This window comes from Streptomyces sp. NPDC038280 (assembly GCF_055600045.1).
Map to the genome: position 1 here is coordinate 411,443 of NZ_JBVJYZ010000004.1, position 18,068 is coordinate 429,510.

The 18,068-nt window shown below is 70.6% G+C and carries 21 protein-coding genes; 9 read left to right on the forward strand and 12 right to left on the reverse strand.

The window, feature by feature from the left end:
• Positions 1 to 46 precede the first annotated feature (46 nt).
• The 7 genes from ccsB to hemL form a co-directional block, all read right to left on the reverse strand.
• On the reverse strand, positions 47 to 1,120 hold the full coding sequence (ccsB, locus tag ACZ7J0_RS12825) for a c-type cytochrome biogenesis protein CcsB (RefSeq protein WP_470886655.1): 1,074 nt from the start codon (positions 1,118 to 1,120) through the stop codon (positions 47 to 49).
• Positions 1,117 to 2,859: a cytochrome c biogenesis protein ResB gene (resB, locus tag ACZ7J0_RS12830; RefSeq protein WP_470886777.1), complete on the reverse strand. Its 1,743-nt coding sequence runs from the start codon at positions 2,857 to 2,859 to the stop codon at positions 1,117 to 1,119. Before resB ends, ccsB begins: the two co-directional genes overlap by 4 nt.
• Positions 2,856 to 3,593: a cytochrome c biogenesis CcdA family protein gene (locus ACZ7J0_RS12835; RefSeq protein WP_469122186.1), complete on the reverse strand. Its 738-nt coding sequence runs from the start codon at positions 3,591 to 3,593 to the stop codon at positions 2,856 to 2,858. The genes resB and ACZ7J0_RS12835 overlap by 4 nt, the downstream gene beginning before the upstream one ends.
• Complete coding sequence (locus ACZ7J0_RS12840) at positions 3,593 to 4,198, reverse strand: TlpA family protein disulfide reductase (protein WP_470886657.1); 606 nt, start codon at positions 4,196 to 4,198, stop codon at positions 3,593 to 3,595. Before ACZ7J0_RS12840 ends, ACZ7J0_RS12835 begins: the two co-directional genes overlap by 1 nt.
• A gap of 67 nt (positions 4,199 to 4,265) precedes the next feature.
• On the reverse strand, positions 4,266 to 5,516 hold the full coding sequence (locus ACZ7J0_RS12845) for a polysaccharide deacetylase family protein (RefSeq protein WP_470886659.1): 1,251 nt from the start codon (positions 5,514 to 5,516) through the stop codon (positions 4,266 to 4,268).
• 201 nt (positions 5,517 to 5,717) lie between these two features.
• On the reverse strand, positions 5,718 to 6,410 hold the full coding sequence (locus ACZ7J0_RS12850; RefSeq protein ID WP_470886661.1) for a histidine phosphatase family protein: 693 nt from the start codon (positions 6,408 to 6,410) through the stop codon (positions 5,718 to 5,720).
• Positions 6,407 to 7,714: a glutamate-1-semialdehyde 2,1-aminomutase gene (gene hemL, locus ACZ7J0_RS12855; protein WP_468708587.1), complete on the reverse strand. Its 1,308-nt coding sequence runs from the start codon at positions 7,712 to 7,714 to the stop codon at positions 6,407 to 6,409. Before hemL ends, ACZ7J0_RS12850 begins: the two co-directional genes overlap by 4 nt.
• A gap of 255 nt (positions 7,715 to 7,969) precedes the next feature.
• On the opposite strand from hemL, the gene ACZ7J0_RS12860 reads away from it, so the two are divergent.
• From ACZ7J0_RS12860 to ACZ7J0_RS12875, 4 genes are all read left to right on the forward strand, one after another.
• Positions 7,970 to 8,524 carry a hypothetical protein gene (locus ACZ7J0_RS12860; RefSeq protein WP_468708588.1) on the forward strand — a complete coding sequence of 185 codons (555 nt, stop codon included), beginning with the start codon at positions 7,970 to 7,972 and terminating at the stop codon, positions 8,522 to 8,524.
• A gap of 245 nt (positions 8,525 to 8,769) precedes the next feature.
• Entirely contained in the window at positions 8,770 to 9,189 is a 420-nt protein-coding gene (locus ACZ7J0_RS12865) for a YciI family protein (protein WP_470886663.1), read from the forward strand.
• A complete protein-coding gene (locus tag ACZ7J0_RS12870; RefSeq protein WP_470886665.1) occupies positions 9,179 to 10,411 on the forward strand; it encodes an RNA polymerase sigma factor in 1,233 nt (410 codons plus the stop codon). The genes ACZ7J0_RS12865 and ACZ7J0_RS12870 overlap by 11 nt, the downstream gene beginning before the upstream one ends.
• Before the next feature lie 180 nt (positions 10,412 to 10,591).
• On the forward strand, positions 10,592 to 10,990 hold the full coding sequence (locus ACZ7J0_RS12875; protein WP_470886779.1) for a MerR family transcriptional regulator: 399 nt from the start codon (positions 10,592 to 10,594) through the stop codon (positions 10,988 to 10,990).
• A 3-nt stretch (positions 10,991 to 10,993) separates the two neighbouring features.
• Here ACZ7J0_RS12875 and ACZ7J0_RS12880 read toward each other — a convergent pair whose 3' ends face one another.
• Complete coding sequence (locus ACZ7J0_RS12880) at positions 10,994 to 12,016, reverse strand: ABC transporter substrate-binding protein (RefSeq protein WP_470886667.1); 1,023 nt, start codon at positions 12,014 to 12,016, stop codon at positions 10,994 to 10,996.
• A 196-nt stretch (positions 12,017 to 12,212) separates the two neighbouring features.
• Between ACZ7J0_RS12880 and ACZ7J0_RS12885 the strand changes: the two genes are divergently transcribed.
• Positions 12,213 to 12,509, forward strand: coding sequence for a hypothetical protein (locus ACZ7J0_RS12885; protein ID WP_470886669.1), 297 nt, complete (start codon positions 12,213 to 12,215; stop codon positions 12,507 to 12,509).
• Between the two features lie 48 nt (positions 12,510 to 12,557).
• Here the strand turns inward: ACZ7J0_RS12885 and ACZ7J0_RS12890 are convergent, their stop codons facing one another.
• A complete protein-coding gene (locus ACZ7J0_RS12890) occupies positions 12,558 to 13,127 on the reverse strand; it encodes a TIGR03086 family metal-binding protein (protein ID WP_470886671.1) in 570 nt (189 codons plus the stop codon).
• Between the two features lie 33 nt (positions 13,128 to 13,160).
• On the opposite strand from ACZ7J0_RS12890, the gene ACZ7J0_RS12895 reads away from it, so the two are divergent.
• Both ACZ7J0_RS12895 and ACZ7J0_RS12900 read left to right on the forward strand, forming a co-directional pair.
• Positions 13,161 to 14,036 (forward strand): DUF6597 domain-containing transcriptional factor, encoded by an 876-nt coding sequence (locus ACZ7J0_RS12895; protein WP_470886673.1) that lies wholly within the window; start codon positions 13,161 to 13,163, stop codon positions 14,034 to 14,036.
• Between the two features lie 9 nt (positions 14,037 to 14,045).
• On the forward strand, positions 14,046 to 14,567 hold the full coding sequence (locus tag ACZ7J0_RS12900; RefSeq protein WP_470886675.1) for a GNAT family N-acetyltransferase: 522 nt from the start codon (positions 14,046 to 14,048) through the stop codon (positions 14,565 to 14,567).
• A gap of 61 nt (positions 14,568 to 14,628) precedes the next feature.
• Here the strand turns inward: ACZ7J0_RS12900 and ACZ7J0_RS12905 are convergent, their stop codons facing one another.
• Entirely contained in the window at positions 14,629 to 15,060 is a 432-nt protein-coding gene (locus ACZ7J0_RS12905; protein ID WP_470886677.1) for a GNAT family N-acetyltransferase, read from the reverse strand.
• Positions 15,061 to 15,173: 113 nt separating this feature from the next.
• On the opposite strand from ACZ7J0_RS12905, the gene ACZ7J0_RS12910 reads away from it, so the two are divergent.
• Both ACZ7J0_RS12910 and ACZ7J0_RS12915 read left to right on the forward strand, forming a co-directional pair.
• The gene (locus ACZ7J0_RS12910) at positions 15,174 to 16,025 is read left to right on the forward strand and encodes an NAD(P)H-binding protein (protein ID WP_470886679.1); all 852 of its coding nucleotides are present in this window, start codon (positions 15,174 to 15,176) and stop codon (positions 16,023 to 16,025) included.
• A gap of 120 nt (positions 16,026 to 16,145) precedes the next feature.
• Positions 16,146 to 16,880 (forward strand): Mut7-C RNAse domain-containing protein, encoded by a 735-nt coding sequence (locus tag ACZ7J0_RS12915; RefSeq protein WP_470886681.1) that lies wholly within the window; start codon positions 16,146 to 16,148, stop codon positions 16,878 to 16,880.
• Positions 16,881 to 16,913: 33 nt separating this feature from the next.
• Here the strand turns inward: ACZ7J0_RS12915 and ACZ7J0_RS12920 are convergent, their stop codons facing one another.
• Both ACZ7J0_RS12920 and ACZ7J0_RS12925 read right to left on the reverse strand, forming a co-directional pair.
• Complete coding sequence (locus tag ACZ7J0_RS12920; RefSeq protein ID WP_470886683.1) at positions 16,914 to 17,405, reverse strand: MarR family winged helix-turn-helix transcriptional regulator; 492 nt, start codon at positions 17,403 to 17,405, stop codon at positions 16,914 to 16,916.
• A 52-nt stretch (positions 17,406 to 17,457) separates the two neighbouring features.
• The gene (locus ACZ7J0_RS12925; protein WP_470886685.1) at positions 17,458 to 18,024 is read right to left on the reverse strand and encodes a TetR/AcrR family transcriptional regulator; all 567 of its coding nucleotides are present in this window, start codon (positions 18,022 to 18,024) and stop codon (positions 17,458 to 17,460) included.
• Positions 18,025 to 18,068: the final 44 nt, after the last annotated feature.

Consider the following 18,068-nt stretch of genomic DNA (forward strand, 5'->3'; position numbering starts at 1 on the left):
ACGCGCGGGCGCGCCCGGCGCGAGCCAGGCGGACCGCGCCGGGGAGTCAGACCCCGGCGTAGGAGTGCTTGCTGTTCACGAAGATGTTCACGCCGTAATAGTTGAAGAGGAAGCAGCCGAAGGCGATCAGCGCGATGTACGCGGCCTTGCGGCCCTTCCAGCCGGCCGTCGCCCGGGCGTGCAGATACGCCGCGTAGCCGACCCATGTGATGAAGGACCAGACCTCCTTGGCGTCCCAGCCCCAGTAGCGGCCCCACGCGTCGCCCGCCCAGATCGCGCCCGCGATGATCGTGAAGGTCCACAGCGGGAAGACGGCCGCGTTGACCCGGTAGGAGAACTTGTCGAGGCTCGCCGCGGACGGCAGGCGCTCCAGGACGGAGCGGGCGAAGGAGCCCGGGTTGCCACCGCCCGCGAGCTTGTTCTCGTAGGAGTCGCGGAAGAGGTACAGCAGCGTGGCGACCGCGCCGAGGTAGAAGACCGCGCCGCAGAAGATGGCGGTGGAGACATGGATCCACAGCCAGTACGAGTCCAGCGCCGGAACCAGCTGGTCGCTGTCGGTGTAGAGCCATGTGGTGGCCATGCCCAGGTCGAGCAGGACGGTGGTGACCAGCGGGAGTCCGATCCAGCGGACGTTCTTCCTCGCGACGAGGAAGCCGAGGTACGCGCCGGTCGCCACCGTGGAGAAGGTGATCGAGAACTCGTACATGTTGCCCCAGGGGGCGCGCTGCACCGAGACCGCGCGCGCCACCACGCCCGCGGCCTCGATCAGGAACGCGAGCGCGGTGAGTGAGACAGCGATACGGCCGTACAGGTCGCCCTTCACGTCTCCGCCGGCGGCCCCGGGGCCGTCCGGCACGTCCCGCGTGCCGGCGGCGGACCGGGTGATCACCCGCGGCCGGTCCATGACGGTGGTCCCGCCCGCCTTATTGACCTGGACCTTCACGGCGGGGGCGGCGGAGGCGGTCAGCGCGGCGGCCGTGCGGCCGACCTTGCTGCGGCTGCCGAGGACCCACTCGGCGATATGGGCCAGGAAGGCCAGCGTGTAGACGGCCATCGAGGAGTAGACGAGCACGTTGCTCATCTGCGCCAGGCTCTCGTTGGTCGCGGCGGCGAGCGTCACTTCTCAGCCCCTTCGGCTTCGGCGGGTCCTGCTGCGTGGTCCGGCGCGGTCGGCGCCTGTGTGGTGAGCGTGACCGCCAGATCGGCCAGCTCCTCGGGAAGCTTCGCGGACTCGCTGCGGCCGAGGCCCGCCATCTCGACGACGGTCGTGCCGTCCTCTTCCCGTACGGCGCGGACCCAGATCCTGCGCCGCTGGATGAACAGCGAGCCGGTCAGACCGGCGATCGCGGCGACGGCTCCCCCGAGGGCGAGCCCGTTGCCGGGCTGCTGGGAGATCTGGAAGCTGGCCCATTCCCTGATGTCCTTCTCGAAGGTGATCGAGCCGGCACCGTCGGGCAGGGTCATCGACTCACCGGGCAGCAGCCGCTGCGCCAGCTTGTTGCCGTTCTTGTCGGTGAACTGGGTCATCTTGTTCTTGTTCAGCTGGTACACGTTCTGCGGCAGGCCGGAGTCGACGCCCAGATCGCCCTTGTAGCCGGTGAGCGCCATGACCGGGAAGTCCAGGGCCGGGAACTGCGAGAACATGCTGCCCTGGCCGGCGCCCGCGAAGGTCGGCACGAAGAAGGCCTGGAAGCCGAGCTGGGTCTTCCTGCCCGTCTTCGCGTCGCGGTAGCCGTCCATCACCTTGATCGCGCCGGTCGAGGTGACGTTGTTGTCGATCGGCAGCAGAGGTACGGCTCCGTTGTAGACGACCTTGCCCTTGCCGTCCCTGACGGTGACGACCGGCGCGTACCCGTGGGCGATCAGATAGACCTTGGAGCCGCCGACCTTCAGCGGCTCGTTGACCCGGATGACGGCCTTCTTGTCGGCGCCGCCGTTCTCGGAGTAGGTCACGGCCGCCTCGAAGGTGCGGGGAGTGCCGCGCTGGGGGCCGTTCTTCTCGTACGTCCCGGTGAAGGTGTCCAGCTTGAAGCTGAACGGCTCCAGCTCGTCCGTGCTGAACAGCGACCCGGACTTGAAGTCGTCGTACTGCGTGAGCGTGTTGGAGAAGCCGTCGCCGCTTCCCTCGACGATCAGCTTGCCGCCCTCGGACTTGAAGAGCTGTCCGGTGGCGAACGCCACCAGCATCACGATCAGCGCGATGTGGAAGAGCAGATTGCCCGCCTCGCGCAGATACCCCTTCTCCGCGGCGACGGCGTCGCCGACCGCGTGGGCACGGAAACGGCGGTCCCTCAGCAGCACGAGCGCGGCCTCGCGGACCTGCTCCGGTTCGGCCTCCGTGCGCCAGGTCGTGTAGGCGGGCAGCCGGTCCAGCCGCTTGGGCGCGCCCGGCGGCCGGCCGCGGAGCTGGCCGACGAACTGCCAGCTGCGGGGCACGATGCAGCCGATGAGGGAGACGAACAGCAGGATGTAGATCGCGGAGAACCACACCGAGCCGTAGACGTCGAAGAGCTGGAGCTTGTCGTAGAGCGGCGCCAGCGTCTCGTGGGCCTGCTTGAAGGTGCGTACCTTCACCTCGTCCACGCTGTTCTGCGGGATGAGAGAGCCCGGGATCGACCCGAGGGACAGCAGGAAGAGAAGGATCAGGGCGACCCGCATGGAGGTCAGCTGCCGCCAGAACCAGCGGATCCAGCCGACCACGCCGAGGGTGGGCCCGCCGATGGCGGTCTCTTCCCTGGGCGCGGTGGAGAGCTGGGACCCCGCGGCGCCGAGCTCCCGCTGGTCGTTCTGCTCGCCCGGGTCGCCCGGACCGCTCCGGTCGCTCTGGTTGGTCGTTTCGGTCGTGCCCATGGAACTCAGATCCCCACCTGGAAGCCGTCGGTCCAGCCCTGCATCTGCTGGACGATGCCGTCCCACGCGCCCGTGAGCAGCAGCAGACCGGTCGCGATCATCATGCCGCCACCGATCCGCATGACCCAGGCGTAGTGCCGCTTGACCCATCCGAACGCGCCGAGCGCCTTGCGGAAGGCGACCGCGGCGAGGATGAACGGCACGCCGAGGCCGAGGCAGTACGCGACGGTCAGTATCGCCCCTCGGCCCGCGCTGGCCTCCTGCGCCGCGAGCGCGTTGACCGAGGCGAGCGTGGGGCCGATGCACGGCGTCCAGCCGATGCCGAAGAGCGCGCCCAGCACGGGCGCCCCCAGCAGTCCGGTCACCGGGCGCTTGTGGAAGCGGAATTCCCGCTGGGTGAACCAGGGCATCAGGCCGAGGAAGAAGATCCCCATCACGATCATCAGCACCCCGAGGACGGTGGTGAGGATCTCGCGGTGTGCCTGGAGGGTCCAGCCGAAGTATCCGAAGAGCGCCCCGCCGGAGACGAACACGGCGGAGAAGCCGAGCACGAACAGCGCGGCACCGGCGGTCATCCGGCCGCGCCGGGCCTCGGCAAGGTCGGTTCCGGTGACCCCGGTGACGTACGAGAGATAGCCCGGGACCAACGGAAGGACGCAGGGCGAGAAGAAGGAGACGAGACCCCCGAGCAGGGCGAGGGGCAGAGCGAGCAGCAGCGCCCCGCTGAATACCGTCTGGTTCATCACTTCTCCGCGACCAGCGGGTCGATCATGGAGCGGAGCTTCTTGTCGTCCACGGCCATCAGAGCGCGCGCCGCGATCTTTCCGTCCTTGTCGAGAACGATCGTGGACGGAATGCCGGACGGATTCAGGCTGCCCTTGGGGAAGCCATTGACGATCAGCTTCCCGGTCGGGTCGTACAGACTCGGATAGCCGAGGCCGTAATCCTCCTCGAACGCCAGGGCGGGCTGCTTGTTGGCGTCGCGGGTATTGATCCCGACGAACTCCACGCCCTGGGCCTTGAGCTCCTTGGAGACCTTGGCGAAATGCTTCGCCTCGGCGCGGCACGGCGGGCACCACGAGCCCCAGAGGTTCATGACGACGACCTTGCCCTTGAGATCGGCGACATCGAGCTGCTCGCCGTCGAGCGTCGCGCCCGCCAGCTTCTTGGGAGCCACGCGCTCGCCCTTCGCGACCGTGTCGATACCGCCCGTACTGCTCACGAAGTTGGTGTCTCCGCCACCGCCGGACTTGCCGTTGGTGTCCGAGCTGCAGGCCGTCAGGACAAGGGCGGCCGAGAGGGCTCCGACGGCCAGCAGGGTGCGTCGGGGGGCGCGGCTAAGGCTCATGTGAAAAGTTTCGCATGGACGTTCCACGGATCTTGGGCGCCCCCCTCGGTGCCCGTAAAGCCCCTTGTCAAGCGGCCTTAAAGAAAGAGTTCCAGCCACCGGTCGGCGATTGACCGACATCGAGGGTGCGGAGCTTGTCGAGGACCTTCGGGTCCTGGACGTCCAGCCAGTCCACGAACTGCCTGAAGGAGACGAGGCGCACGTCCTTCTTGGCGGCCATGCCCTTCAGGGCCTCCTCGACGGCGTCCATGTAGATGCCGCCGTTCCACTGTTCGAAGTGGTTGCCTATGAAGAAGGGGGCGCGATTGGACTCGTACGCACGCGTGAATCCGGCGAGATACGCCTCGGTGGCCTGCTTGCGCCAGCCCGGATAACGCGAGGGCATGCCCTTGGTCGAATTCTTCGACTGATTGGCGAGCATGTTGTAGTCCATCGAGAGCACCTCGAAGGAATGACCGGGGAAGGGCACGGCCTGCAGGGGCAGGTCCCAGATGCCCTGGCGCTTCTCGGGCCAGCGCTGGCGGCCGCCGGGGGAGCTGGCGTCGTAGCGCCAGCCGAGCTGCTTGGCGACGGGCAGCAGCTTGTCCTGCCCGAGGAGGCAGGGGGTGCGACCGCCGACGAGCTCCTTGCGGTAGTCGAAGGGCAGCGGGTCGAGGTCGGTCCAGCCGCTGTGGGTCTTCCACTCGGTGACGAACTTCACCGCCTGGTCGATCTCACTGCGCCAGTCCGCGGACGACCAGTTGCCGACGGATCCGGAGCCGCCGCAGAAGTGGCCGTTGAAGTGGGTGCCTATCTCGTGTCCGTCGAGCCAGGCCTGACGGATGTTCTTCAGCGTCTCCTTGATGTGGTCGTCGGTGAGGTAGCCGATGTCGGAGGCGCCGATGCCGTTGTTCGGCGGGCGGTAGAGGGACTTCTTCGACTCGGGGAGGAGGTAGATCCCGGAGAGGAAGAAGGTCATCGCCGCGTCGTGGTCCCTGGCGAGCTCGAGGAAGCGCGGGAAGAGACCGTTGCCGACCTCCCCGGCGCCGTCCCAGGAGAAGATCACGAACTGCGGGGGCGTCTGGCCGGGTTCGAGCGGGACCGGCCGCCCGGGCTGGTGGGGCTGCTTTCCGGTGTCGGAGGTGGAACCGTCACCGATGGGACGGCCCTCTTGCTTACTGGGAGAGGCACTTGGCCGACCATCGTGACCGGCCTGTCCGCCTTTGCCCTGATCTGCCCACCCGGGCGACCCCGGGTCCGTACCGCATCCGGCGATTCCGATCGCAGCCGCGGCCCCAACTCCCGCTCCGAGCAATCCCCTTCGACTGATCCCGCGCATATCGTCCCCATCCGCGCTCGCGTATTACCGGATAAGTAATTCAAACCGGCAATGAGTGAGATGCAGGAACGAAGGCGGAGGTTCCGGGAATTAGTACAAATTTTCAGGGGCGGCCGGATGACGTGTCGTCAACCAGCCGCCCCCGCAGTGTGCCCCGGGCGTCAGGTGTTGAACCTCCGGCGCCGGGTCCGGCGCCGGGTCTCAGGCACCGAAGGCCTTCGACTTCCCCTTCACCGGCTTCGCGCCGGCGAGCAGATGCGCCGGCACCAGATCGCGGGCCGGCTCGCTGTAGCCGACCGAGACGATCTTGTCGCCCTGGTAGGTGAAGGTGGTCAGCGAGGCGAGCGTGCACTGCCGGCGGCGCGGGTCGTGCCACAGCCGGCGGCGCTCCACGAAGCTGCGGACGATCCAGATCGGCAGCTGATGGCTGACGCAGACCGCCTCGTGCCCGCGCGCCGCGTCCTTCGCCGCGTCCAGGGCGCCCATCATCCGGACGACCTGCTCGACGTACGGCTCGCCCCAGGACGGCTGGAACGGATTGGTGAGGTGCTTCCAGTTGCCCGGCTTGCGCAGCGCGCCGTCGCCCACGCCGAAGGTCTTGCCCTCGAAGACGTTGGCGGCCTCGATCAGCCGCTCGTCGGTGTCGAGCGTCAGACCGTGCGTCTTGGCGATGGGCGCCGCGGTCTCCTGGGCGCGCTCCAGCGGAGACGCCACGACATGCGTGATGTCCCGCCCGGCCAGGTGCTCGGCGACCCGGTCGGCCATTTGCCGGCCCAGCTCGGACAGGTGGTAGCCGGCCCGGCGGCCGTAGAGGACACCGTCCGGGTTGTGCACCTCGCCGTGACGCATGAGGTGGACGACGGTGAAGTCGTCGCCGCTGTTCTCGGGGCTCATGCGGTCGCCTCCGCGGCGGCGCGGGCGGCGGCGGGCAGCGCGGCGGCGATCCGCTCGACCGCCTGCGCGTCATGGGCCGTGGACACGAACCAGGACTCGAAGGCCGACGGCGGCAGGTAGACGCCCTGCGCCAGCATCGAGTGGAAGAACGCGGTGAAGCGGAAGGATTCCTGCCGCTTGGCGTCCTCGTAGTTCACGACCTCGTCCGGCGTGAAGAAGACCGAGAACATGTTGCTCGCCGTCTGGAGCCGGTGGGCGACGCCCTCCTTGGTGAGCGCGCCGGTGACCAGGCCCTGGATCTCCTCGGAGACCGCGTCGACCTTCGCGTACGCGGCGTCGTCGAGGAGCCGCAGCTGGGCGAGACCGGCGGCGGTGGCGATCGGGTTACCGGAGAGCGTGCCCGCCTGGTACACCGGGCCGGCCGGCGCGAGGTGCGCCATGACATCGGCGCGGCCGCCGAAGGCCGCCGCCGGGAAGCCGCCGCCCATGACCTTGCCGAAGGTCATCAGGTCGGGCTTCACCCCGTCGACGCCGTACCAGCCCGCCTTCGACGTACGGAAACCGGTCATGACCTCGTCGGAGATGTACAGCGCGCCGTTCTCGGCACAGATCTCCTTGAGACCGGCGTTGAAGCCGTCCTTCGGCGGGACGACGCCCATGTTGCCGGGCGAGGCCTCGGTGATCACACAGGCGATCTCACCGGGGTGCGCGGCGAACGCGGCGCGCACCGCCTCCAGGTCGTTGTACGGCAGCACGACCGTGTCACCGGCCTGCGCACCGGTGACCCCGGGGGTGTCCGGCAGCGCGAAGGTCGCGAGACCGGAGCCGGCCGCGGCCAGCAGCGCGTCCACGTGCCCGTGGTAGCAGCCGGCGAACTTGACGACCTTCGCCCGGCCGGTGAACCCGCGGGCCAGCCGGATCGCCGACATGGTCGCCTCGGTGCCGGACGACACCAGTCGTACCTGCTCGACGGGCTCGATCCGGGCGACGATCTCCTCGGCGAGCTCGACCTCGCCCACCCCCGGCGTACCGAAGGAGGTGCCGCGCGCGACCGCGTCCTGAACCGCCGCGATCACCTCGGGGTGAGAATGGCCGAGGATCATCGGCCCCCACGAGCAGACGAGGTCGACATAGTCCCGTCCGTCCGCGTCGGTGAGATACGGACCGGTACCGGACACCATGAACCGGGGCGTACCACCCACGGCCCGGAAGGCACGCACCGGAGAGTTCACGCCGCCGGGCGTCACGAGGGACGCGCGGTCGAAAAGCGTCTGTGAGACTGGGGCTTCGTATGAATACGGCACTTTGGTCCTGACCTGCGAGTACGGAGAGACGGCTGACGATCGACGGCGTGGGCCCCCGGGATCACGACGGATTGTTTCCCCTCCGCGTCTGCGAAACTGGGGCGTCATAGGGAAAGCTCACGAATCCATGGTGTCAGAGGCCAGGACGTTCTTGCGGACAGGTGTTTCACCGCACGAGCGTGGGGGAGGTCACTGTCACGATGATCGGGTTGCGCGGCGGGGGCTGTGTTGCCTAAAAAGCAGTCGGGTGGAGATATGCATCGCGGTGGCGGACTGGGCGAGGGGACCGACGATCTGGGTCCCGAGCCTGCCCGGCGGGGGAAGCACCGGCGACACGAACGGGACGAACCCACGGGAAGCAGGAGTGGCCGAGTGGGGGTGACCTACAAGTACTTCGGCGCACCCGACGGCGCGACGGCCGCCCGCGTGCCCATTTCCATGCGCCCCGAGGAGCTCGGCGGCGACGAGCTCGGCATGGGTGGCATGTTCACCAAGATCAAGCCGGAGACGATAGCCGCGATGGTCCTCACCGGCATCCAGGGCATGCCCCTGCACAAGGTGCCCCCGCTGGAGCTCGTGGTCCTGCATCCCGACTACGCCGTGGTGAAGCTGCCCATGACCGTGGTCGACCCGCTGCGCGGCATCGGCGAGGAGTCGGTGGGCGCGGCGGCCTTCATCTGGTCGACGGTCCCCGACCGCGGGGGCCCGCGCGACGCGTTCAACGTCTACCAGCTGCTCCACGAGTGGCAGGACTTCTCGGTCCGCCTCCACGAGGCGGGACACCAGCCGTACTGTCTGGTCTGGCCCTGACCCGGGCCGACACGCTCGCGCGGTGATCCGGGCCGAGCCCGCCCGCACGGCACGCCCCAGGGCCGACGCGCTCCCACGGTGACGCGGCCGACGCGCCACACGGTGCTTCCGGGCCCGTTCCGGGAAAATGGTCATGGAATTTCCTCCGAGGCGCGTCGAGAACGCGCCATCGGCTCCGACGTCCCCTGTGAGAGCCGCCCCCGTCGCCCACAAGGGGCCAGGGCGCATCCAGAAGGAGCGAGACCATGAAGTACCTGGTGATGGTGCAGGGAACGCAGGCGGACTACGACGCGATGAACGGCAAGCCGTCCACGCACAGCCCCGCCTGGAGCGAGAAGGACCTGCAGGCGATGTTCGCCTTCATGAACCAGATCAACGACGACCTCGCCGAGTCCGGTGAGCTCGTCGACGCGCAGGGGCTCGTGGAACCGGCGCGGACCCGGCTGGTGACCGCCGACGCCGACGGCCGTCCGGTGATCACGGACGGGCCCTACGGGGAGACCAAGGAGCTGCTGGCCGGCTACTGGGTCCTCGACTGCGAGAGCCTGGACCGGGTCACCGAGATCGCGGCGCGGGTCGCGCAGTGCCCGGTCCCCGAGGGCGTCACGGACTACCCGGTGGTCATCCGGCCCATCCAGGACGGCGGCGGAGGCGATGTCGTCTGACAGCGACCGGGTCGTGGACCTGCTGCGCCGGCACGCGCCGCAGGTCCTCGGCGCGCTGGTGCGCCGGTACGGTCACTTCGACCCGGCCGAGGACGCCGTCCAGGAGGCCCTCATCGCCGCCGCCGAGCAGTGGCCCCGGACCGGCGTCCCGGACAATCCGCGCGGCTGGCTCATCAAGGTCGCCTCGCGCCGGCTGACCGACCGGCTCCGCGCCGACGAGGCCCGGCGCCGCCGGGAGGAGACGGCCGCGCGGCTCCAGCCCCGTGACGCCTCCACCGCGCCCCCACCGGGTGAGAGCCGCGCCCCGGCCGACGACGACACCCTCACCCTGCTCTTCCTCTGCTGCCACCCCGAACTGACCCCGCCCGCCCAGGTGGCGCTCACCCTGCGCGCGGTCGGCGGTCTGACCACGGCCGAGATCGCCCGCGCGCATCTGGTCCCGGAAGCGACCATGGCGCAGCGGATCAGCCGCGCGAAGGCGAAGGTCAAAGGCGCCCCCTTCCGCCAGCCGGCGACCGAGGACCGCGATCAGCGGCTCGCCGTCGTCCTCCAGGTGCTGTACCTGATCTTCAACGAGGGCTACACCGCGACGTCCGGCAGCTCGCTGCACCGCGCCGACCTGGCCCGCGAGGCGATCCGGCTGACCCGCGCCGTGCGCCGCCTGCTGCCGAGGGAGGGCGCGGTGACCGGGCTGCTGGCGCTGATGCTGCTCACCGACGCCCGCAGCGCGGCGCGCACGGGACCCGGCGGCGAGCTGATCCCGCTCGACGAGCAGGACCGCGCCCGCTGGGACCGGCACGCCATCGCCGAGGGCACCGACCTGGTCGAGGAGGCCCTGTCCGAGGGCCCGGCCGGCGCCTACCAGCTCCAGGCCGCCATTGCCGCCCTGCACGACGAGGCGAAGCGCCCCGAGGACACCGACTGGCCCCAGATCCTCGCCCTGTACGACCTGCTGGTGACCCGTGCGCCCGAGCCGATGGCCGAGCTCGGCCGGGCGGTGGCCGTCGCCATGGTGCACGGCCCCCGGGCGGGCCTCGACGAGGTCGCGCGCCTGGAGGGCCGGCTGGCGGGCCACCACCGCCTGGACGCCGTACGCGCGCATCTGCTGGAGAAGGCGGGAGACGCCCCGGCCGCGCGTGACGCCTACCGGCTGGCGGCGGGGCGCACGCTGAGCCTGCCCGAGGCGCGGTATCTGCGCGGCCGGGCGGCGCGGCTCGCCTGACCAGCCGCCCGGGACGACCCGAAGCCGACACCGAAGCGCCCGCGAGACAGGGCGTGGCGCGTGACTGCCAGGGCGGCGGCGTTGGGCATCATGACCGTACGGACATAGGACATAAGGGATGTACGTACGAAAAGAGGGTCGGTTGCTGTGATCATCGAGCACACGCAGGTCTCCGAGCACATGCAGATCGGCGAAGTCGCCGCACGGACCGCGCTGTCGCTGCGCACCATCCGCCAGTACGAGGACAGCGGCCTGGTCATCCCCTCGGCCCGCACCCAGGGTGGATTCCGGCTCTACACGGAGACCGATGTCGTCCGGCTGAAGGTGATCCACCGCCTCAAGCCGCTCGGTTTCACGCTCGACGAGACACGCGAGCTGCTGGCCGCCACGGACCGGCTGGACTCCGGCGAGATGCTGGAGCCGGGCGAGCGGCAGGCACTCCTCGCCCGGGTCGAGGGCTTCGAGCGGGCCGCCGCGCGCCGGGTCGCGGACCTTCGCACACAGCTGGCCCGGGCCGAGGAGCTGGCGAACGCCCTCCGCGATCGCCTCCTCGGCCCGGCCGGTCACTTCAGGGGCTGAGCGTCAGGCGGTGCCCCCCAGGCCGCCCAGCGCCTGGGCCACGGCGCGGAAGAAGCGCCCGTACGCGGCAGGGCTCGGCGGAGTCTCCGGGTTCCACGGCTCCACGCGCGCATGGGCGGTGAGCGCGCTCCACGCCGGGTACGCGGCCGACACGGCGGGCTGCACGGCGTTGGCGCGGCTGTCGACGAGCACCAGGTCGGGGTGGAGCGCGGCGACCCGGTCCCAGTCGGCGGTCAGCCAGTTCGCCCCGGCACCGGGCCCGGGCTCGATGAGCGGAACACCCAGCGTCAGCAGATGAGCCAACTCGGGCCACGCCTGGGGACGGGCGAGGTGGACCTGGTCGGGCCCCGCCCCTGAGAGGGCGAGGACACGGAGAGGCGGGGTCCCCCCGGGATCTGTCGCCGGGCCGGGGTCGCCCGGCGTGCGGGGTTCCTCGGTCGTCGCCGTGCGCGCCCTGCGTACCGCCTCCACCACCGCCGTGCGCACCGCCTGCTCCGCCGCCGCGAAGTCGTGGTCCGTGGGGACGGTCGCGGCGCCCCCACCGCCGAGCCCGCTCAGCCCTCCGCCCATCCCTCCGCCCATCCCTCCGCCCTGTCCTCCGCCCAGCGCGCGGCTCAGCTCCGCGAAACGGCCCAGGATCGCCCCCAGGGACAGTTCGCTGCCGACCGAGAGGGCCAGGAGCGGGACACCGAGCCGGTCCGCGACCGCCTCGTCGAGCGCGTACGGGCTCTTCCCGTCGTAGGTCACCTCCACGACGAGGTCCGGCCCCACCGCCCGCAGCGCCTCGTCGTCCAGTGTCCTGCCCGGCCCGAGGTACGCGACCCCGGCGTCGCCGAGCGCCCCCGCCTTGACCGGGTCGAGCACGTCCCCGTCGTGCCCCGATCCGTACACCGCGACCGGCGTCATTCCGGCGTCCTGGAGCGCCGCCCCGGCGCGTATGTAGGCCACCACTCGTTCCGGCCTGCGCGGCAGCCGTAAGACCGCGCCTCTGTCGTCGGTGAATTCCCATGCCCCGGCGTTCGTCACGCGCTGCTCCCTCCCGGCGGGACCTCTCCTTTTCGGACACCTTGAGGGGGATCAACGGACCGCACAAGGGCGCAGGCGTGCGCCCCCCACGGACCCGCCCCGCCCCGGGCCCCGGATTGGTCAGCGCTTCCCCCTGCCGCGAGCCCCTGAGCTGGTGTTAACTGGCCGAGTCGGGAGGAAGCAGCAGGAATCGCCCATGCCGCTGTACGGCCTCTGGCAGGGCCCGCGTAGCGGCCGTCGCGCCCCGGAGACCGCCATGTCCGACCACTTCACCGACCCCCGTGTCGTCGTTCTCTGTCTGCTCGGCCTGTCGGCCGTCGCCTGGCTCGCACTGGGTGCCCGTGGTCGGCGTGCGGCCGGCCGGGCGCGCGCCGTTCCGCTGGAGCGCGTGTGGCATCCGCAGGAGACGGTGACACTCACACCCGCCGAGGAACAGGCGTTCCGGCAGGTCGTCGCGCACGTCAGGCTCCGCTCCGAGGGCCGCAGCCGCTGACGGGGCGGGTGCGGGCTGTGGGACCTCCGCCCGGTCGGCCCGCTCGGCTCAGCCGGCCCACACGCGCGGATCGCGCCCCGTCAGGGCCAGCAGCCGGTCGAACGCCGACGCCCCCTCCGGCAGGGTCACCGCGTCCCCGAACACGTCCATCTGGCGCGCCATGGGCGCCATCGCCTCCACCGCCGCGTACAGCCCGTCCACCACCTCGGCGTCGGGTTCGAAGTGCTGCCCGGTGGCCTTGGCCAGGTCCCACGCGTGCACGGTCAGGTCCAGCAGCACCATTGAGGCGACCGTCCGGGCCGGCATGTCCATCGAACCCGTGGTGCCCTCCTCGGCACCCGGGCGCGCCCACGCCTCCACCAGCTTCCGCACCTCCTCCTCGAAGGCCTTCCGCCAGTCGCCGTGGAGTCGGTCGGGGATGTCGCCGTACGGGGACTGCTCCTTCGCCGCGAGCGCCTGGAAGTGCACGACCACCTCGAAGAGGTGGTTCACCAGCTCCCGTACGTCATAGGCCGAGCAGGGGGTCAGGGACGGAAACTGGGTGTCCCGGATGCCGCGCACGACGGGCACGGCGTGCGCGGCCGCCTTCTCGAGGAGTTCACTGATGCGGTACGTCATACGGCGAAGGTACGAGGGAAGGTCCACCCGGTCTTGAACAAACACGACACCGGATCCGGTCCGCGCCGCGACACCCGGGGCATCGTCGACGCCGACGAGCTCTTCGCCCGCGTCCGTTTCCGCCGCCATGAACCGGCGCCCGCGCTGCGGCCGTATCTGGAGCACTACTGGCTCATCGACTGGGATCTGACCGAGCCGTACGCCAGCCATGTCGTGCCGCACCCGTCGGTCAACGTGGTCTTCCAGCGGTACGGCGACGAGCGGTCCGTGCACGCGTCCGCCGAGGTCTCCGGCATCGGCCTGGAGCTGTTCACGCAGAAGCTGACGGGTGCGGGCCGGGTGTGCGGGGTGCAGTTCCGGCCCGGGGGCTTCCATCCGTTCGCACCGGACCGGCCGGTCTCGGAGTGGACCGGCCGGAGGGTCCCGCTCGCGGAGGCCTTCCCGGCGGCCGCGTCCCCCGAGGCGGTGGACGCCGTCCTCACGCCCGGGACGGAGCACGCGCGCGTGGCGGCCCTCGACGCCTTCCTGCTGTCCCTCGAACCGCGGCCGGACCCCCAGGCGGACCGGGCGATGGCCCTCGTCGACCTGGCGCGCACGGACCGCTCGGTCCGCAAGGTCTCCGAACTCGCCCGCGCCGAAGGGGTGTCGGTGCGCTCGCTCCAACGGCTCTTCGCCACCTATGTGGGCGTCGGACCGAAGTGGGTCATCCTCCGCTACCGCATCCACGAGGCCCTGGAGCGCGCCGAGAACGAATCCCACGGCCCGGAGGAGCACCACCCCCGCGCCCTGGACTGGGCGCGGCTCGCGACCGAGCTCGGATACAGCGACCAGGCCCATCTCGTACGGGACTTCACGGCGACGGTGGGTGTGCCGCCGACGGCCTATGCCACTGTCAGACCCCCGATCTAGAGTGCGGCCATGGAGATCACCGTGTCGCCCGTACGCATAGAGCCGTGGTCGGACGAGGACTTCGAACTGCTCCGCGCCCTGAACGCACCGGAGTTGATGGGCCATCTCGGTGGCCCCGAGACGGAGGAGAAACTCGCCGACCGGCACCGCAGATATGTGAATCTGAGTGCGGACCGCGCGGGGACGGGCCGGATGTACCGCGTGGTGCTGCTCCCGGAGGAAGCCGTGGTCGGCAGCATCGGGTTCTGGGAGCAGACCTTGGACGGGGAGCGGGTCTACGAGACGGGCTGGACCGTGCTGGCCGGGTTCCAGGGGAGGGGCGTCGCGACAGCGGCGACCCGGGCCGTGATCGAGGCGGCCCGGGCCGAGGGCAGGCACCGCTGGCTGCACGCCTTCCCGTCCGTGGACAACACCGCGTCGAACGCGGTGTGCCGGAAGGCCGGGTTCGAACTCCTGGGCGAGCGCGCCTTCGAGTACCCGCCGGGGAACCCGCTGCAGAGCAACGACTGGCGCATGGACCTGGGGTCTTGAGAGGGGTCGTCAGGTCTGGAGGGCGTCCCGGGGTCTTGGGCGAGAGCCCTGAGCACGCGCCTCAGACGAGGGTCCTGTCGAAGTTGAACGCCACGATGTCGAGCCGCTCCCGCAGGTAGAAGCGGTGCGCGCTGGTCCGGTGCGTGCCGGAGTCCAGGTTGAGGTGGTGGCAGCCGGCCGCGCGGGCGCGCCCCTCCAGATGGGCCAGGAGGTGGTGGCCGACGCCGGTGGAGCGGGCGTGTTCGGCGGTCACCAGGTCGTCGACGTAGAGCTTGCGGATCTGACTGGTGTTGTCGACGATCCGCCAGCCCGCCGCGCCCACGCACGCACCGTCGTCCGCGTAGGCGGCGGTGAAGCGCAGGCCCTGCGCGTACCCCTTCTCGTAGATGTCGCGGAACAGGTCCTCGGTCAGATGGGGACGCAGCTCGCGCAGAACAGGCAGCAGGTCGGCGTTCAGACGGGCGTCGCCGGGCTCAAGGTCGATGATCTTCATGCCGTGCACGTTATCCCCCGCTGAAAAGAGTTGACGGGAGGGCCGGTCTCTTACATATTTATCTGCGTGACGCAGATTCTGCATCTCGCACTCGATTCTGAAGGGACCACCCCATGACTGTTCTCGTGACCGGAAGCCGCGGCCGCGTCGGCTCCGCCCTCATCCAGCTGCTCCACGACGCGCGGATCGACGTACGGGCCGCCTCCAAGAGCCCCGAGGACCTCACTCCCCCGCCCGGCGTCCCGACCGTCCGCTGCGACCTCGGCGACCCGGCCACCTTCGCGGCCGCCCTCGACGGCATCGACTCCGTCTTCCTCTACGCCGAGGCCTCGCACATCGACGCGTTCATCGACGCCGCGCAGTCCGCCGGTGTCGAGCACATCGCGCTGCTCTCCTCCAGCTCGGTCCTCTACCCCGGCGCCGCCGACAACCCGATCGCCGCGCCGCACCTCGCCGCCGAGCGCGCGCTCGAAGCGGCCGCCGCCCGTGGCGCCTTCGACGTCACCCACCTCCAGCCCGGCGCCTTCGCCGGCAATGCCCGCCCCTGGTCGTGGTCGGTGAAATCCACGGGGTCGGTCGACCTCCCGTACCCCCACTCCTACGGCGACCCGATCCACGAGACCGACCTCGCCGAGGCCGCCTTCGCGATCCTGACCGACGCGCGTCTGCGCGGCTCGTCGTACCTGCTCACGGGCCCCGAAGCGCTGACCTTCACCGAGCAGATCGCGATCCTGGAGAAGGCCTCGGGACGCGAGATCACCATCAACGCCGTCACGCCCGCGGAGTGGAAGGCCTCGGTCGCGCAGTTCATACCGGACCTGTTCGCGGACGCGCTGCTCGACTACTGGGCCATGCACGACGGCAAGCCGGGGACCCTCACCCGTACCGTCGAGGAGCTGACCGGCCACCCGGCCCGTACGTTCGCCGACTGGGCCGCCGCGCACGCGGACCTCTTCCGCGCCTGACCCGTCCGCTCCTCAGGCACTTCCCCCTCGCGCGCCTCTCTGCTTCACACCCCTTCCCACTCTCCGGCCCGGCATCGAAATGCCTGGCTGACGCGGCACCGGCGATGACATGCTGGCCGGGTGAACGGACCGGAGATCCACATCAGCTTCGCCCCCGGCCTGCGCCTCTTCGTGCCCCCGGACCGCCGCGAGGGGCGCACGATCCTGATGACCGACGGGGCGTCGACGCTCGGCCATGTCGTCGAATCCCTCGGCGTTCCGCTCACGGAGACCGGCCGGATCCTGGTGGACGGCCGCCCCGTCCCGGTCTCGCACATCCCCGCCGCCGGCGAGATCGTCGAGGTGCGGGGCATCGAGCGCCCGCAGCCGGTGCCCGGCGCCCCTCTCCGCTTCCTGCTCGACGTCCATCTGGGGACGCTGGCCAGGCGGTTGCGCCTGCTCGGCGTCGACGCGGCGTACGAGAGCGAGGACCTGGGCGACCCGGCGCTGGCCGCCCTCTCGGCCAAGGAGCGCCGGGTGATGCTCTCCCGGGACCGCGGGCTGCTGCGCCGCCGGGAACTGTGGGCCGGGGCGTACGTGTACAGCGACCGGCCCGAGGACCAACTCCGCGACGTCCTCGAACGCTTCGCGCCCCCTCTGGCCCCGTGGACCCGCTGCACCGCCTGCAACGGCGAGCTCACCGACGCGGACAAGGACTCGGTGCGGGGCAGGCTGGAGCACGGCACCGAGCGCACGTACGACGTGTTCGCGCAGTGCACCGCCTGCGAGCGCGTCTACTGGCGGGGCGCCCACCACGCCCGCCTGGAGGCGATCGTCGACAGCGCCCTGCGCGAATTCGGCGGTGCGCGGGCCTGACGGGAGCGGCCTGGCGCCATGGGCGCCGGGGCGTCACCCCCCGCCGAGGTCTCCCCGCCGCAGCCGGTCGACCTGAGCGGCGCTCACCTCCACCGTCCGCCGCATGTGCCTGGTGAGCAGCGCGATCTCCTCGTTGCTGTACGCGTCGAACATCGCCGCCCAGTCCTGCCGCAGCGCGCCCCAGACCTCGCCCAGTCGTTCCATCCGCTCGGGCACGGTCGCCACGAGGACCTTGCGCCGGTCCTCCGTGTCGCGCTGCCGGGTGACGTACCCGGCCCGCTCCAGCCTGTCGACGAGACGGGTCGCCGACCCGGTGGTGAGCCCGGTGAGCTCGGCGATCCGGCCCGTGGTGACCGGCGCGGCCTCCAGACTCAGCAGGTTGAGACACTGCACGTCGGTGGGGTGCAGCCGCAGATGGTCGGCGACGGCCTGGTTGAACAGCGCGTACGCGGCCATGTAGCGGCGCGACTCCCCGATCAGCTCACCCATCAGCTGACCGCGCGCGGAGGAATTCTTCTGCGTCATGCAGATATTGTAGGGACAACTGACGCTCAGGGCGCCGAGGGAACCGCAGGGATCACCCGGACCGCTCGGCCGTCAGATAGCGCTGCACGGTGGGCGCCAGCCAGGCGATCACCTCGTCGCGGGTCATCTCGGCAGCCGGTGGGAGGCACAGCACATAGCGGGCGAGCGCCATGCCGAGGATCTGGGAGGCGGCCAGAGCGGCCCGCCGGGGGGCCTCGGCCGGATCGGGGCAGACGCCCGCCGCTATCGGACCCAGCTGAGTCCTGAAGATCTCCCGTACGCGTTCCGCCCCGGCGGTGTTCGTGACGGCGACGCGCAGCAGAGCGGTGAGCACCTCGTCCGACTCCCACCGGTCGAGGAAATGCGAGACGAGAACGGCGCCGATGTGCTTCGCCGGCAGCGCGCCGACCTCGGGGAGCCGCAAATCGAACGCGGACGCCGCGGCGAACAGCCCCTCCTTGTTGCCGTAGTAGCGCATCACCATCGAGGGGTCGATCCCGGCGTCCCGGGCGATGGCCCGGATGGTGGCGCGCTCATAGCCGTCCTGGGCGAACCGCTCGCGGGCGGCATCGAGGATCGCGGCGCGGGTGGCGTCCGAACGGCGAGGGGCTGTCGTCATGCCAACAACTGTAGGCCAACAACCGTTGACACGCCAGACCGTCG